10 protein-coding genes are annotated in these 14,918 nt (G+C 60.5%); 6 read left to right on the top strand and 4 right to left on the bottom strand.

All coding sequences use genetic code 11. The features are described from left to right. Positions 1–38: 38 nt before the first annotated feature. The 3 genes from ACJO3T_RS13205 (at position 39) to ACJO3T_RS13195 (ending at position 3,957) form a co-directional block, all read left to right on the top strand. Positions 39–1,055, top strand: a complete 1,017-nt coding sequence (locus tag ACJO3T_RS13205) for a class I fructose-bisphosphate aldolase (RefSeq protein ID WP_406962992.1) — start codon at positions 39–41, stop codon at positions 1,053–1,055. A 146-nt stretch (positions 1,056–1,201) separates the two neighbouring features. After that, positions 1,202–2,026, top strand: a complete 825-nt coding sequence (locus tag ACJO3T_RS13200; RefSeq protein WP_406978741.1) for an MOSC domain-containing protein — start codon at positions 1,202–1,204, stop codon at positions 2,024–2,026. Next, on the top strand, positions 2,014–3,957 hold the full coding sequence (locus tag ACJO3T_RS13195) for an ATP-binding cassette domain-containing protein (protein ID WP_406978740.1): 1,944 nt from the start codon (positions 2,014–2,016) through the stop codon (positions 3,955–3,957). The genes ACJO3T_RS13200 and ACJO3T_RS13195 overlap by 13 nt, the downstream gene beginning before the upstream one ends. A gap of 21 nt (positions 3,958–3,978) precedes the next feature. Here the strand turns inward: ACJO3T_RS13195 and ACJO3T_RS13190 are convergent, their stop codons facing one another. Continuing rightward, positions 3,979–4,410: a universal stress protein gene (locus tag ACJO3T_RS13190; protein WP_406962997.1), complete on the bottom strand. Its 432-nt coding sequence runs from the start codon at positions 4,408–4,410 to the stop codon at positions 3,979–3,981. A 166-nt stretch (positions 4,411–4,576) separates the two neighbouring features. Next, positions 4,577–5,389, bottom strand: coding sequence for a hypothetical protein (locus tag ACJO3T_RS13185; protein WP_406962999.1), 813 nt, complete (start codon positions 5,387–5,389; stop codon positions 4,577–4,579). 424 nt (positions 5,390–5,813) lie between these two features. Here ACJO3T_RS13185 and fadB point away from each other — a divergent pair, with 424 nt between their 5' ends. From fadB to topA, 3 genes are all read left to right on the top strand, one after another. After that, positions 5,814–7,961 (top strand): fatty acid oxidation complex subunit alpha FadB, encoded by a 2,148-nt coding sequence (gene fadB / locus ACJO3T_RS13180; protein WP_406978739.1) that lies wholly within the window; start codon positions 5,814–5,816, stop codon positions 7,959–7,961. 84 nt (positions 7,962–8,045) lie between these two features. Beyond that, complete coding sequence (gene fadA, locus ACJO3T_RS13175) at positions 8,046–9,221, top strand: acetyl-CoA C-acyltransferase FadA (protein WP_406963003.1); 1,176 nt, start codon at positions 8,046–8,048, stop codon at positions 9,219–9,221. 341 nt (positions 9,222–9,562) lie between these two features. Beyond that, complete coding sequence (gene topA, locus ACJO3T_RS13170; protein ID WP_406963005.1) at positions 9,563–12,196, top strand: type I DNA topoisomerase; 2,634 nt, start codon at positions 9,563–9,565, stop codon at positions 12,194–12,196. A 59-nt stretch (positions 12,197–12,255) separates the two neighbouring features. On the opposite strand, the gene ACJO3T_RS13165 is transcribed toward topA, so the two are convergent. Beyond that, entirely contained in the window at positions 12,256–13,125 is an 870-nt protein-coding gene (locus ACJO3T_RS13165; protein WP_406963006.1) for an NAD(P)-dependent oxidoreductase, read from the bottom strand. A 445-nt stretch (positions 13,126–13,570) separates the two neighbouring features. Then, positions 13,571–14,845 (bottom strand): citrate synthase, encoded by a 1,275-nt coding sequence (gene gltA, locus ACJO3T_RS13160; RefSeq protein ID WP_406963011.1) that lies wholly within the window; start codon positions 14,843–14,845, stop codon positions 13,571–13,573. Positions 14,846–14,918: the final 73 nt, after the last annotated feature.

The following is a 14,918-nucleotide window of genomic DNA, read 5'->3' as shown; positions in this document are numbered from 1 at the left end:
AAGGTCACTAGATCAGGGAAGCGCAGGAGGAGGAGACAATGTCTGTCATCACAGAGATGCAAGATACCATTGACCAGCTCATCGATTACCGCCGTGGCATCCTGGCGGCTGATGAGAGCACGGGTACGATCGCCAAGCGTTTTGCCGACGCTGGCATTGAGTCCACGGAGGAGAATCGCCGGGCCTATCGGACGCTGTTGCTGTCAGCGGAAGGGGCCGGCGACGCCATTGCCGGGGTCATCCTCTATGAGGAAACCCTCGGCCAGGCCACGGATGATGGCACCCCGCTGCCGGAACTGGCCGCGGCCCGGGGCATTATACCTGGCATCAAGGTCGACAAGGGGAAAGGGCCTTTACCGGGCGCACCCGGCGACATGATCACCTATGGGCTGGACGGGCTTGCGGAACGGCTGGAGACCTACAAGGCCCGGGGCGCGCGCTTCACCAAGTGGCGGGAAGTCTATCCGATTACCGACCACAACCCGACCCGGCTCGGTCTGGACGCCAATGCCGAGATGCTGGCCCGGTATGCGGCGGTGTGCCAGTCCGTGGGGGTGGTGCCCATTGTCGAGCCTGAGGTACTGATTGATGGCGACCACAGCATGGAGCGCAGTGCCACGGTCAATGAACAGGTCTGGCACTCGGTGTTCCATGCGCTCCATCAGCACGGTGTCCTGCTTGAGCACATGATCCTCAAGCCGAGCATGGTGACTCCGGGGAAGTCGGCCGCCAGGGCGACACCGGCGCAGGTGGCGGAAATGACCCTGAAGACCCTTCGGCGGACGGTCCCCGCTGCGGTTCCCGGCATTAACTTCCTGTCCGGGGGGCAGAGCCCCGAAGAGGCCACCGCCAACCTCAACGCCCTCAACCAGGTCCGCGACAAGGCGCCCTGGCAGTTGGGGTTCTCCTTCGCCCGTGCGCTTCAGGAGCCCGCCATGTCGGCCTGGCGTGGTGATCCGGCCATGGTGCCGGTGGCCCAGGGGGCATTCCTGGAACGGGCGAGGCTCAACTGCGTGGCCATGCAGGGAGAGTACCAGGCGTCCATGGAGACCTGAGCCGGGCGGTATCCAGTCACAGCCCCCCGGCAGGGAGGGGATGATCCAAACCAGCCCAAGGGCTGGTTTTTTTCGTCTCCGGGGCCTCAGGATCCTTGAACTTCAGTATACTGGCGCGGTTCCCATGCAAAGGCCCGGGATGTGCCATGAAGATCAAATCGCTCTACTACTATCCGGTCAAGTCCCTGGCCGGTGTCGCCCTGGATGAACTGCGTCTGGACCGCTTCGGCCCCGCCGGAGACCGTCGCTGGATGCTGGTGGATGGGGGCGGTCGGTTCGTTACCCAGCGGAAACATCCGGCATTGGCCAGGATTCAGCCGCACCTGGTTGATGGCGGGCTGTTCCTGGATATTCCCGGCCAGGACAGGATTCAGGTCGATGTCAGTGACCAGTCCAGACGGGTCAGCGTCTGGAGGGATGAGATCGAGGGTGTCCTCAATGCCACCCCGGAGGCCTCCGAGGCCCTGTCCGGATTCCTCGGGAAACGGGTTTCCCTGGTCCATATGCCGGAGTCGGTCACCCGCCCGGCACGTCATGAGAACCTGGCCTCGGTTTACCCTGTCAGTTTTGCCGATGGCTTCCCGTTCCTGGTCACCAGCCAGGCCTCCCTGGATGACCTGAATCGGCGGATGCCCTGGGACGCCGAGATGCGGCGGTTCCGCCCCAATGTGGTGGTGGAGGGGGCGGCACAGCCCTGGGAAGAAGACCTGTGGGAACAGGTCATGCTTGGCGCCGTGCCGGTACGGCTGGTCAAGCCCTGCAGCCGTTGCATCATGACGACTGTGGATCCGGACACCGGCGAGCGTTCGTCAGATGGTAATCCGCTGAAAACCCTGGCCACCTTCCGCCGTACTGACAAAGGCGTCATCTTCGGCGCCAACGGCGTACATCTTGAGGCCGGAACCCTGCGCGTCGGGGATCCGGTAACTGTTGAGAAGACAAAGGAGTCGTTTCCTACATGCCACTGCTGACCCTTGAAGAGATTTCCCTGGCCTATGGTATGCAGCCCTTGCTGGACCATGCCTCCCTCGTGGTGGAACCAGGTGAGAGGGTATGCCTGCTGGGTCGCAACGGCGAGGGCAAGTCGACATTGCTGAAGATCATTGCGGGGGAAGTGGTTCCCGACGGCGGAATCGTCCGGCTGGATTCCGGGGCGAAGCTGGCCGTGCTGCCACAGATGCTTCCCTCCGATGATGCCCGTACCGCCTACGAGGTGGTTTCCGGTGCCTTCCCGGAGACCGGGCAGTTGCTGGCGGAGTTCCACCGCCTGTCCCATCAGGCCGACGAGGCCAGTCTTGATCGTATGATGAAGGTGCAGGAGCGCCTGGAAGCCCTGGATGGCTGGCGTCTGGACCAGCGGGTGAATGCCATCCTGGAACAGTACCGGATCGACCCGGATCAGACCCTGAATACCCTGTCCGGCGGCTGGCAGCGCCGCGTCCTGCTCGCCAGGGCCCTGGTGGCGGACCCCGATATCCTGTTGCTGGATGAGCCCACCAACCACCTGGATGTGCCGGCCATCGCCTGGCTGGAGGACGCCCTGGCCCAGTTCCGTGGAGCCATTATCTTCGTCTCCCATGACCGGGCATTCATCCGCCGTATGGCGACCCGGGTGGTGGAGCTGGACCGCGGGCACCTGGTGAGCTTCGCTGCCACCTACGACCGCTATCTGGAGCTCAAGGAAAAGGCGCTGGAAGAGGAAGAGCGTCAGAACGCCCTGTTCGACAAGAGATTGAAGCAGGAAGAGGCCTGGATACGACAGGGTATCAAGGCCCGGCGTACCCGTAACATGGGCCGGGTCAGAGCGCTCAAGGCCATGAGGGAAGAGCACCGGCAGCGGCGGGAGCGGGTCGGAACCGCCAGCTTCTCGGTGGAGGATGCGTCACGGTCCGGCAAGCTGGTGGTGGATGCGCTGGACGCCGGCTTCCACTATCCCGACGGCAAAGAAGTGATCCGGGACCTCACGCTGACGGTTCTCCGCGGCGACAAGATTGGTCTGGTGGGGGAGAACGGCACCGGCAAGACCACCCTGGTGCGCCTGCTCCTGGGCGACCTGGAGCCCTCCGATGGTCGCATCCGCCTGGGCACCAACCGGCAGGTGGCCTATTTCGACCAGCTCAGGGGCGAACTGGACCTGGAGCGGAACGCCCTGGATAACCTGTCCGAAGGCCGTGAGTTCATCGAGATCAACGGCCAGCAGAAGCATGTCCTGGGGTACCTGCAGGAATTCCTGTTCACCCCGGAACGGGCCCGGTCTCCGGTCCGGGTGTTTTCCGGCGGTGAACGGGCGCGGCTGTTGCTGGCCAAACTGTTCAGCAAGCCCGCGAATATCCTGGTTCTGGACGAACCCACCAACGACCTGGATGTGGAAACCCTGGAGCTGCTGGAGGCCCGGCTGGTGGAGTTCGCCGGTACCGTGATCGTGATCAGTCACGACCGGGAGTTCCTGGACAACATCGCGACGGATACCCTGTTCCTGGATGGTTCCGGCCAGGTCAGGCAGTACGTGGGCGGCTATTCCGACTGGCGTCGCCAGGGTGGCCGGTTCCCCTCGGAGCTGGATGCGGAACGCCCCCGGGGAGGCAGCAGGAAGCAGGTAGCGGACATTGCCAGGTCCAGTCCGGCTGATACGGGGACGAAGGCTGACAAGGCCAGTCCGGACCGTCCGGTCAAACTGAGCTACAAGCTGAAGCGGGAACTGGAACAGCTTCCCGGGCAGATCGAGGAGCTGGAGACAGAGGTGGCGGCACTGAATGAACAGGTGTCGGCACCGGATTTCTATCAGCAGGATACGGAAACGGTTAATCGTGTCCTGCAGGAACTGTCGCAAACCGAAGGTCGTCTGGAGTCCGCCATGGACCGGTGGCTGGAGCTGGAGGAGCAGGCGGGAGGCCAGGGCTGAGGCCCCCCGGTCCTGCCCCGATTAGTGGATTCTGACCGCCAGCACATCACACTTGGAGCCATGGAGTACGCCGTTGGCGGTGGAGCCCAGCAGGAGCTGGATACCGCTACGGCCATGGCTGCCGACCACCACCAGGTCAACGGCCTTGTCTTCGCAGAGGTGGTGGATTTCCGATTCCGGCCGCCCCACGGTCACGATCTGGTCTTCCTCCGGAATATCGTATTCCTTGCCATAGGCCGTCAGTTGCTCCCGGGCGGCCTTGTCCAGCTGGTCCTGGAGTTCGCTCAGGTCCATGGGGATGTCACCTCCGTAGGCGTAGCCCACGGGCTCCACCACATGGGCCAGCAGCACCCGGGCATTGTGTTGCCGACCAATATCGATTGCTTTCTTGAGAACTTGCGGGGCTTCTTCCGTAAGATCGATAGCCACCAGAATCTTGTTGTATACAGACATGGATACGCCACTCCTTTCCAAAGTGGGACAGGGCATCAAGGAGTTATTCAGAGGCTCCTTAATCCTTACTTTAGGTCAATTCGCAGTGCTGTAAACTGACGGTGGTCAAATAAACGGAAAAGGGCCACCAGGAGGTGGCCCTTAAAAAGGTCGGACGCCCGGAAAATCAGGCATTCTGGAGGGAGTCTACCGCCAGGTTCAGCTCCTCAAGGATAGCGCGGGAGTAGCGTTCGATCACAAAGACCACGTTCTGCTTGTTATAGTTGATGTAAGAGTCCCGGATGAAGCCCCACTTGGTCTGGATTTCAACCGCAGTGTCCTGCAGTGAGCCATCGCCGGCAGCGGTTACGAATTCGGTGATCAGGGCATCCAGCTCCCTGGCCTGCTCATCCAGCGGTGCAAGGCCTGAGGCGCCCTGGAAGGTCTGGGTAACCGGGCTGTAGGAGCGGGCAGCATAGCGGGACAGCATCTGGGCCATCAGCACCGAGGCAGAGCGTGCGGTTTCCACTTGCGGCTTGATGGCGGTCTGGGAGCTTTCCCGTGCCTGGGTGTAGAGTTCCTGGGCGACGTTGCTCAGCTTGACCGCCTGGTTAGCCATTTCGCCCACCAGGCGCAGGTCCGGGTAGCCGATTTCGGTAACGTCGCTGACGTTCTGGGCCATCAGTTGGCTGAAGGTGTTGAACTCGGTGCGCAGGGAGGCAAGCTGGTCACTGGTAAGGACGTTGGCGCCGCTCTCGGAAACCGCCTGCAGGTTACGGGTGGCTTCACCCATCAACTCCTTGATACTACCTTCCGCGGCGGTGTCGCTGGTGGCGCTATATCGATAATAGGTAGAGAGCGCCATGAAGTTGTTGAGACGGAACTCATGAAGTTCACGCAGGAATGCAGCCCCTTCATCAGCCCGGGCCGAGAGAGAGCTGACCAGCAACAGAGCCATCGCTGCCAGTACAGTATGGATTCGGAGGCGAGAGTCATTCATTGGGGCGGTACTCCATAAGCGATGCGCTTTCTTATTCGAATGGACGGGACTCGGTTCACAAAGCTAAATTAAGCGCTACAGCCAATCAAGCGCTTTGTTACAGATTGCGACCCGGTTCCGAGATTTTACCCGATTTTGCAGTTCCGCCGTGAGCTTAGGCGGCCATTTTAACGCGCAGTTTGCAGTCGTTATTAACCTGATGTCACAAATTCGTTGACAAGATCGATGTTTTTTCACAAGGTGTGCCCCTCTGGATTCAAACGACCGTATGAATTTTGATCCGAGCGCAAGGGCATCGTCACGCAGTCGGTCAGCGAGCGAGCCAGACGGTGCGCTTGAGGCAGTGACCGAGAATCCGCTGTAATGCCGGCCCCGGCGTCGTCGGAGCAGGGCACAGCAATCAACACAGACTGGAGATCAGTTGATGATTTACGAAGGTAAAGCCATCACGGTAAAAGAGATCGAAGGCGGAATTGCCCAGTTGAACTTTGACTTGCAGGGCGAGTCAGTGAACAAGTTCAACCGCCTCACCATCGAGGAACTGAGGGCCGCCACCGACAAACTGAAGGCACAGACCAACCTCAGGGGGCTGGTGGTAACCAGCGGCAAGGACAGTTTTATTGTCGGCGCGGACATCACTGAGTTTACCGACCTGTTTGCCGGGCCTGAGGAAGACCTGATCAACAACAACCTCACTGCCAACGCTGTATTCAACGATATTGAAGACCTGCCTTTCCCGACCGTGACCTGCATTAACGGCATGGCCCTGGGTGGCGGCTTTGAAATGGGCCTGGCCACCGATTACCGGGTAATGGACAGCAAGGCGAAAGTTGGCCTGCCGGAAGTCAAACTGGGTATCTTTCCGGGCTTTGGCGGTACGGTTCGCCTGTCACGCCTGATCGGTGTTGACTACGCCATCGAATGGATCTGCATGGGCTCCGAGAACCGTGCGGACAAGGCCCTGAAGACCGGCGCGGTGGATGCCGTAGTGGAAGCCGACAGGCTGATGGATGCCGCCCTGGCCATTATCGAGCAGTGCAACGACGGCAAGCTCGACTACCAGGCCCGTCGTGAAGAGAAGAAGGGCAAGATCCAGCTCAACAACATGGAAAGCATGATGGCCTTCGAAACCTCCAAGGGTTTCGTCGCCGGCCAGGCGGGCAAGAACTATCCGGCCCCGGTGGAAGCCATCAAGGTCATGCAGAAACACGCCAGCCTGACCCGCGACAAGGCGATCGAAGTGGAGGCCAAAGGCTTCGCCAAGATGGCCAAGACCAACGTGGCGGCCTGCCTGGTGGGACTGTTCCTGAACGACCAGAAGCTCAAGGCCAAGGCCAAACAGTGGGAGAAGGAAGCCGCTGACGTCAAACAGGCCGCGGTTCTCGGTGCCGGGATCATGGGCGGCGGTATTGCCTACCAGTCCGCGTACAAGGGCACCCCGATCCTGATGAAGGACATCAACGAGGATGGCATTGCCCTGGGTCTGAAAGAGGCCAAGAAGCTGCTGAGCAAGCGTGTCGCCAAGGGCAAGATGAAGCCCGAGCAGATGGCCGACGCCCTCAACAATATCCGTCCGACCCTGACCTATGGCGACTTCGGCAACGTGGATATCGTGGTTGAAGCCGTGGTCGAAAACGTGAAGGTGAAGGACTCCGTGCTGCGGGAAGTGGAAGATCAGGTCTCCGAAGACACGATCATCACTTCCAACACCTCCACGATTTCCATTGACACCCTGGCGACCAACCTCAAGCGTGCCGAGAACTTCTGCGGCATGCACTTCTTCAACCCGGTACCGATGATGCCGCTGGTTGAGGTGATCCGTGGTGAAAAGACCAGCGACCGCGCCATCGCCACCACCGTGGCCTACGCCAAGGCCATGGGCAAGACCCCGATCGTGGTCAACAATTGCCCGGGCTTCCTGGTGAACCGTGTGCTGTTCCCGTACTTTGGCGGCTTTGCCGGCCTGGTGCGCGACGGTGCCGATTTCCAGCGCGTGGACAAGGTGATGGAGAGCTTCGGCTGGCCCATGGGTCCGGCCTACCTGCTGGACGTGGTTGGCATGGACACCGGCAAGCACGCCAATGAAGTTATGGCGGATGGTTTCCCGGATCGCATGAAGACCGACTGGAAGTCCGGCATTGATGTGATGTACGAGAACGACCGCTACGGCCAGAAGAACGGCAAGGGCTTTTATGCCTACGAGGAAGACAAGAAAGGCAAGCAGAAGAAGGTGGTAGACGAAGAAACCTATAAACTGCTTGAACCTGTGGTCAAGGACAAGAAAGACCTGACCGACGAGGACATCATCGCCCGCATGATGATTCCCCTGTGCATGGAAACCGTTCGCTGCCTGGAAGATGGCATTGTCGAGGAGCCGGCGGATGCCGATATGGGCCTGATCTACGGTATCGGCTTCCCTCCGTTCCGCGGTGGCGCACTGCGCTACATCGATGACATGGGCGTCGACAAGTTCGTCGAGCTGGCAGACAAGTATGCAGACCTGGGTCCGTTGTACCACCCGACCGACAAGCTGCGTGAAATGGCGAAGAACGGCGAGACGTTCTTCGGCTGAACCCATGGAGGCCTCTGAGCGCCAGTCTTTGGCTGGCGCGGTTTCAGGGGTATCTGAACGAGATTTCCGAACGGAGAAAGATCTATGAGCCTTAATCCGAGAGACGTTGTCGTAGTGGATTGCGTGCGGACTCCGATGGGTCGTGCCAAGAACGGCTGCTTCCGCAACGTTCGCGCAGAGAACCTGTCCGCCGCGTTGATTGATGCGCTGCTGGACCGCAACCCCAAGCTGAATCCGAAAGACGTGGAAGACGTCATCTGGGGCGCGGTGAACCAGACCAAGGAGCAGGGTTTTAACGTGGCACGCCACATCTCCCTGCTGACCCGGGTGCCTCACGAGGCGGGCGCGCAGACCGTGAACCGCCTCTGCGGCTCATCCATGACCGCCATCCATACCGCGGCCCAGGCGATCCAGACTGGCAATGGCGACGTGTTTGTGATCGGCGGGGTGGAGCACATGGGGCATGTACCCATGACTGAGGGCTTCGACCATAACCCGGCCTCCTCCAAGTATTCTGCCAAGGCGTCCAACATGATGGGCCTGACCGCGGAAATGCTGGCCAAGATGCACGGTATCAGCCGTGAGCAGCAGGACGAGTTCGGGGCCCGGTCCCACCGTCTGGCCCACGAGGCGACCCTGGAAGGCCGTTTCAGGAACGAGATCGTGCCCATCGAAGGTCATGACGAGAACGGCTTCGTGAAGCTGATCGAGGAAGACGAGACCATCCGTCCCGAGACCACGGCTGAGTCACTGGGCCAGCTCAAGCCGGCCTTTGACCCGAAGCAGGGTACGGTAACTGCTGGTACGTCCTCACAGCTGACCGACGGCGCTTCCGCCATGCTGATGATGTCCGCCGAGAAGGCCGAGGAGCTGGGCCTGACGCCGATCGCCAAAATCCGTGGTATGGCGGTCGCCGGTGTGGATCCTGCCATCATGGGCTATGGCCCGGTTCCGGCCACCAAGAAGGCGCTGAAGCGCGCCGGTCTGACCATCGACGACATCGACTTCTGGGAGCTGAACGAAGCCTTCGCCGGGCAGTCCCTGCCGGTACTGAAGGATCTGAAACTGCTGGACGTGATGGACAAGAAGGTCAACCTCAATGGTGGCGCCATTGCCCTGGGGCATCCCCTGGGCTGCTCCGGCGCCCGGATTTCCACCACCCTGCTGAACATCATGCAGGCTCGTGGTGGAGATCTGGGAGTATCCACCATGTGTATCGGACTCGGCCAGGGCATTGCAACGGTCTGGGAACGGGTCTGATGCCCACCTGACAGACCGATACCCTGATGGCCGGCGGATTCTTCTGCCGGCCGGGGAGTCCAGGTGATCAGGCCCGGCCTTGTGCCGGGCCTTTTCATTGCCGTCACGGGAATCCACGAATGCTGAACATGGATAGGTAATAAAAGATTGCCTTGTCCTGTTGACGGTTGTGCTATAGCTATACCAAAAATCAAAGAATGGGTTGTCTTGAAATAGCTGACACTGTAAAACAGTGCACCTATGCGATCCGGCCTGCCCCCGTACTGTTCCAGTTGGCTGATTTTTCTTGCGGTTTGGGGAAGGCTGTTTATTGAACTGTTTCCAGGGGTAATGTCTCTGATATGGGTAAAAGTCTCGTTATCGTCGAGTCGCCAGCCAAAGCGAAGACCATCAACAAGTATCTGGGTAACGACTACATCGTAAAATCCAGTGTTGGTCATATTCGCGATCTTCCCGTCAGTGGCAGTGGTTCTACCTCCGACCCCAAGGAGCGTGCCCGGCAGGCGGCCCAGACCCGGAAGATGAATCCGGAGGAAAAGGCCGCCTACAAGAAGCGCAAGGCCCGGGATCAGCTGATTGCCCGGATGGGCGTGGATCCGGACCAGGACTGGCAGGCCCGCTATGAGATCCTGCCCGGCAAGGAAAAGGTGGTCAGTGAACTCAAGCGCCTGGCCAAGTCCGCCGACCATGTCTATCTCGCGACGGATCTGGACCGTGAAGGGGAGGCCATCGCCTGGCACCTGCGGGAAACCATTGGCGGCGAGTCCGACAAGTATCGCCGTGTGGTGTTCAACGAAATCACCAAGCGCGCTATCCAGGCGGCCTTCGAGGATCCGGGTAGTGTGGATACCAATCGGGTCAACGCCCAGCAGGCCCGTCGTTTCCTGGACCGGGTGGTCGGCTATATGGTGTCGCCGCTGCTGTGGTCCAAGATCGCCCGGGGGCTCTCCGCCGGCCGTGTGCAGTCGGTAGCGGTCCGTCTGATCGTCGAGCGGGAGAAGGAAATCCGCCGCTTCGTGCCGGAGGAATACTGGCAGCTCCATGCAGACCTCAAGCAACAGGCCTCTCCGGTCCGCTTCGAGGTGACCCGCTACCAGGACAAGGCCTACCGCCCGGTCAACGAGAAACAGAGCACCGAACATGTTGAGCGCCTGAAGCAGGGCGAGTTCCGCGTCGCCAAGCGGGAAGACAAGCCCACCCGCTCCCGTCCGTCGGCGCCGTTCATCACCTCCACGCTCCAGCAGGCAGCCAGCAACCGCATGGGCTTCAGCGTCAAGAAGACCATGATGCTGGCCCAGCGCCTCTATGAGGCGGGCTTCATCACCTATATGCGGACGGATTCCACTAACCTGAGCCAGGACGCCGTCACCAGTGTACGGGGTTACATTGGCAAACAGTTCGGTGACCGCTACCTGCCGGAGAAGCCCCGTGTCTATGGAAGCAAAGAGGGGGCGCAGGAAGCCCACGAGGCGATCCGCCCAACTGAGGTGACCAGGAAAGCCTCTGATATCAGTGGATTGGAAAAGGATGCTGAGAAACTGTATGAGCTGATCTGGCGCCAGTTTATCGCCTGCCAGATGGCCGATGCGGAGTTTCTCAGCACCTCCATCCTGGTGGCCAATGGCGACTACGAGCTACGCACCCGTGGCCGTATCATCAAGTTTGACGGTTTCCTGAAGGCCGCGCCCCAGTCCGCCAAGAAAGACGAGGATGTGGCCCTGCCGGACATCCAGGTGGACGAGGTGCTGGACCTGGTCAAGCTCGACCCGAGCCAGCACTTCACCAAGCCGGCGCCCCGGTACACAGAGGCCAGCCTGGTCAAGGAGCTGGAGAAACAGGGCATCGGCCGGCCCTCCACCTACGCCTCCATCATCTCCACCATCCAGGACCGGGGTTATGTCCGTCTGCAGAACCGCCGGTTCTACGCGGAGAAGATGGGTGATATCGTCACCGAACGCCTGTCGGAGTCCTTCCCGAACCTGATGGACTATGATTTCACCGCCCGCATGGAAGACGAGCTGGACGAGATTGCCGAGGGTGATGAGGACTGGAAGAAGGTTCTGAACGACTTCTACGCCCGTTTCCGCCACCAGCTCGAGGAGGCGGAGAAGCCCGAGGGCGGCATGCGCAGCAACACGCCCACGGAGACGGACATTCCATGCCCCTCCTGCGGTCGCAATATGCAGATCCGCGTGGCCAGTACCGGTGTCTTCCTGGGGTGCTCCGGCTATTCACTGCCGCCCAAGGAGCGCTGCAAGACCACCATGAACCTGGTTTCCGGTGACGAGGTGGTCAGCGCCGAAGATGACGTGGAAGGCGAGGGCGAGAGCCTGCTGCTCCGCAAGAAGCGCCGCTGCTCCAAGTGTGGCACCGCCATGGACAGCTACCTGATCGACGAGAAGCGCAAACTTCACATCTGCGGTAACAATCCGGACTGCCCCGGGTTTGAAGTGGAGGAGGGCACCTTCCGCATCAAGGGCTATGACGGTCCGACCCTGGAGTGCGACAAGTGTGGCTCTGAAATGCAGCTCAAGACCGGGCGTTTCGGCAAGTATTTCGGCTGCACCAACACCGAGTGCAAGAACACCCGCAAGCTGCTGAAGAACGGCGAGCCGGCACCGCCCAAGATGGACCCGGTGCCCATGCCAGAGCTTCCGTGCCAGAAGGTGGACGACACCTACGTCCTGCGGGATGGCGCCTCCGGCCTGTTCCTGGCGGCCAGCAAGTTCCCCAAGAACCGGGAAACCCGGCCGCCGCTGGTCATGGAGATCAAGCCGCATCGCAAGGAAATCGATCCCAAGTACGATTATCTGATGGAGGCGCCTGAGAAGGACCCAGAGGGCAATCCCACGGTGATCCGCTACAGCCGCAAGTCCAAGGAGCAGTACGTCATGTCCGAGAAGGATGGCAAGGCGACGGGCTGGTCCGCCTGGTACGAGAACGGGCGCTGGGTGCCGCGGGACAAGAAGAAGTAGTTAAAGGCCCCTCTCTCAGGGGGAGAGGGGCTGTTTGCCGCAGACTCGGCGGCAGACTTTCACCGTTTCCTCAGCCGCTGTACCAGCGATGACGTATCCCAGCGTCGTCCGCCCATCTCCTGCACATCCCCATAGAACTGATCCACCAGGGCGGCTACAGGTAGTTTGGAGCCGTTTCTGCGCGCCTCCTCCAGGCAGATCGCCAGATCCTTGCGCATCCAATCCACCGCAAAGCCATGGTCGAACTCGCCTGCGATCATGGTGGCTGAGCGGTTCTCCATCTGCCAGGACTGGGCGGCGCCCTTGGAGATAACATCAATCACCCGGCTGACATCCAGATCCGCCTGCTCCGCGAAATGGATGGCCTCCGACAGTCCCTGTACCAGGCCTGCTATGGCGATCTGGTTGACCATTTTCGTCTTCTGGCCACTGCCGGCCGGGCCCATCAGGTTCAGGGCTTTCGAGTAGAGGCTCAGAGTTTCCCTGACGCTGTTAAAGGCCTGTTCATCACCGCCGCACATAATCGTGAGTTGGCCGTTCTCGGCCCCTTGCTGGCCGCCGGAGACAGGCGCATCGATGAATTGCTGTCCTGCCGCAGCGGCTGCTTCATACAGCTCTTCGGCAACGCCCGCGGATGCGGTGGTGTGATCCACCAGTACGGCGCCCCGGGGCGCGTTTTCAGTAATGCCCCCGGGTCCGTAATAAACCTCCCTCAGATCCGGGTCAGCGCCCACACAGGTCAGTACCAGGTCCGCCTGTCCAACCGCTTCCGCTATGGTGGTGCAGGCCTCGCCATCATAGTCGCTGGCCCACTGCCCCGCCTTTCCCGGGCTGCGATTCCAGACTTTCACGGCCAGTCCGGCCTTTGCCAGGTGGCCGGCCATCGGATAGCCCATGATGCCAAGGCCGATAAATGCGATGTTCTTCATCCGGATGACTCCCGTTACCAGGTCAGTGTGCGTTAAGTGGTTGATGATTGCAGAACCAATCAGGATGTTAAAGCCGTCTGCGGGACTTCTGTTCCTTCAGTTTCAGGGTAGGGCTGAGGCAGCTCCCTCACACTCGTAGGGGTGAGGGGAGGTCCGCCAGTGACTCTATGTAGCCCCCTCTCCCTTGACGGGAGAGGGTTGGGGAGAGGGTGAAGAGGCCGGGTTCCGGTGTTAACACCATTGCGCCCTGCGGGTGCTCCCCCTCTCCCTGGCCCTCTCCCGCACTGGGGAGAGGGAATGTATGGCGAGGGATTGGGGGGGTGGAGAGGGGAAGTTTGATGAAAGCGCCTGGGCAGGCGTCTTACACCCAGCTTCCAGGTCAAAAAAGGCCGCTGAGCGAACCCAGCGGCCTTTCAATAGCATCTGCCTTAAGGGGGCAGGGCACTTACTTCTTCGGATAGTCCCGCTTCTCGGGGCCGGTGTACAGCTGACGCGGACGACCGATCCGGTAGTTGCCGGAGACCATCTCGTTCCAGTGGCTGTACCAGCCGATGGTGCGGGACATGGCAAAGATGACCGTGAACATGGAGGTCGGTATGCCGATGGCCTTGAGGATGATGCCGGAGTAGAAGTCCACGTTCGGGTACAGCTTGCGCTCCACGAAGTACTCGTCTTCCAGGGCGATCTTCTCCAGGCGCTGGGCGATCTTCAGCAGCGGATCGTCTTCCAGACCCAGTTCTTCCAGCACCTCATGGGCGGTTTCACGCATGACCTTGGCGCGGGGGTCGAAGTTCTTGTAGACCCGGTGACCAAAGCCCATCAGACGGAAGGGGTCGTCCTTGTCCTTGGCCTTGGCAATGAACTTCTCGATGTTGGCTTCGTCGCCGATCTCGGCCAGCATGTCCAGTACCGCCTCGTTGGCGCCACCGTGTGCCGGGCCCCACAGGGCAGCGATGCCGGAGGCGATACAGGCGTAGGGGTTGGCGCCGGTAGAGCCGGCCAGGCGAACGGTGGAGGTGGACGCGTTCTGCTCGTGGTCCGCATGCAGCAGGAAGATCTTGTCCATGGCCTTGGCCAGGGTCGGGCTGGGCTTGTATTCCTCGCAGGGCACGCCGAACATCATCTGCAGGAAGTTCTCGGCGTAGTCCAGGTCATTGCGCGGGTACATGAACGGCTGACCAATGGAATACTTGTAGCACCAGGCCGCAATGGTGGGCATCTTGGCAATCAGGCGGTGGGCGGTGATTTCCCGCTGACGCGGATCAGTCACGTCCATCTGGTCATGGTAGAAGGCGGACAGCGCGCCAACCACGCCACACATGATGGCCATGGGATGCGCATCACGGCGGAAACCGTGGAAGAAATTGCGCATCTGGTCGTGGAGCATGGTGTGGTTCTTGATGGTGTTGTGGAATTGCTTGTTCTCTTCCGCGGTAGGCAGTTCGCCGTTCAGGAGCAGGTAGCACACTTCCAGGTAATCGGAGGACTCGGCAAGCTGGTCAATGGGGTAGCCCCGATGCAGCAGGACACCCTTGGCGCCATCAATGTAGGTGATGGCGGAATCGCAGGCCGCTGTGGATACGAAGCCCGGGTCATAGGTGAAAACGCCTTCCTGGACAAGGCCGCGAACGTCAATGACGTCTGGCCCGACGGTACCCGAGTAAACCGGAAGCTCAATGGACTTGTCACCCACCGAGAGCGTGGCTTTCCTGTCGGTCATGGTGCTCTCCTGTTTTCAGCGTTAGTAGCGCGGGAAGGCGCGTATTATTGGTAAACCGGCGGCAAAATATAGG

It is taken from the genome of Marinobacter shunpengi (assembly GCF_045449715.1).
Lineage (GTDB): Bacteria > Pseudomonadota > Gammaproteobacteria > Pseudomonadales > Oleiphilaceae > Marinobacter.
Note: the sequence above shows the minus strand (reverse complement) of the source record. Positions and strands in the feature narration are given on the sequence as shown.

What these genes read in the sequence shown, in the direction of transcription:
- ACJO3T_RS13205 (WP_406962992.1), top strand. Translation starts at nt 39, where the DNA reads ATGTCTGTCATCACAGAGATGCAAGATACCATTGACCAGCTCATCGAT.
- ACJO3T_RS13200 (WP_406978741.1), top strand. Translation starts at nt 1,202, where the DNA reads ATGAAGATCAAATCGCTCTACTACTATCCGGTCAAGTCCCTGGCCGGT.
- ACJO3T_RS13195 (WP_406978740.1), top strand. Translation starts at nt 2,014, where the DNA reads ATGCCACTGCTGACCCTTGAAGAGATTTCCCTGGCCTATGGTATGCAG.
- ACJO3T_RS13190 (WP_406962997.1), bottom strand. Translation starts at nt 4,410, where the DNA reads ATGTCTGTATACAACAAGATTCTGGTGGCTATCGATCTTACGGAAGAA.
- ACJO3T_RS13185 (WP_406962999.1), bottom strand. Translation starts at nt 5,389, where the DNA reads ATGAATGACTCTCGCCTCCGAATCCATACTGTACTGGCAGCGATGGCT.
- fadB (WP_406978739.1), top strand. Translation starts at nt 5,814, where the DNA reads ATGATTTACGAAGGTAAAGCCATCACGGTAAAAGAGATCGAAGGCGGA.
- fadA (WP_406963003.1), top strand. Translation starts at nt 8,046, where the DNA reads ATGAGCCTTAATCCGAGAGACGTTGTCGTAGTGGATTGCGTGCGGACT.
- topA (WP_406963005.1), top strand. Translation starts at nt 9,563, where the DNA reads ATGGGTAAAAGTCTCGTTATCGTCGAGTCGCCAGCCAAAGCGAAGACC.
- ACJO3T_RS13165 (WP_406963006.1), bottom strand. Translation starts at nt 13,125, where the DNA reads ATGAAGAACATCGCATTTATCGGCCTTGGCATCATGGGCTATCCGATG.
- gltA (WP_406963011.1), bottom strand. Translation starts at nt 14,845, where the DNA reads ATGACCGACAGGAAAGCCACGCTCTCGGTGGGTGACAAGTCCATTGAG.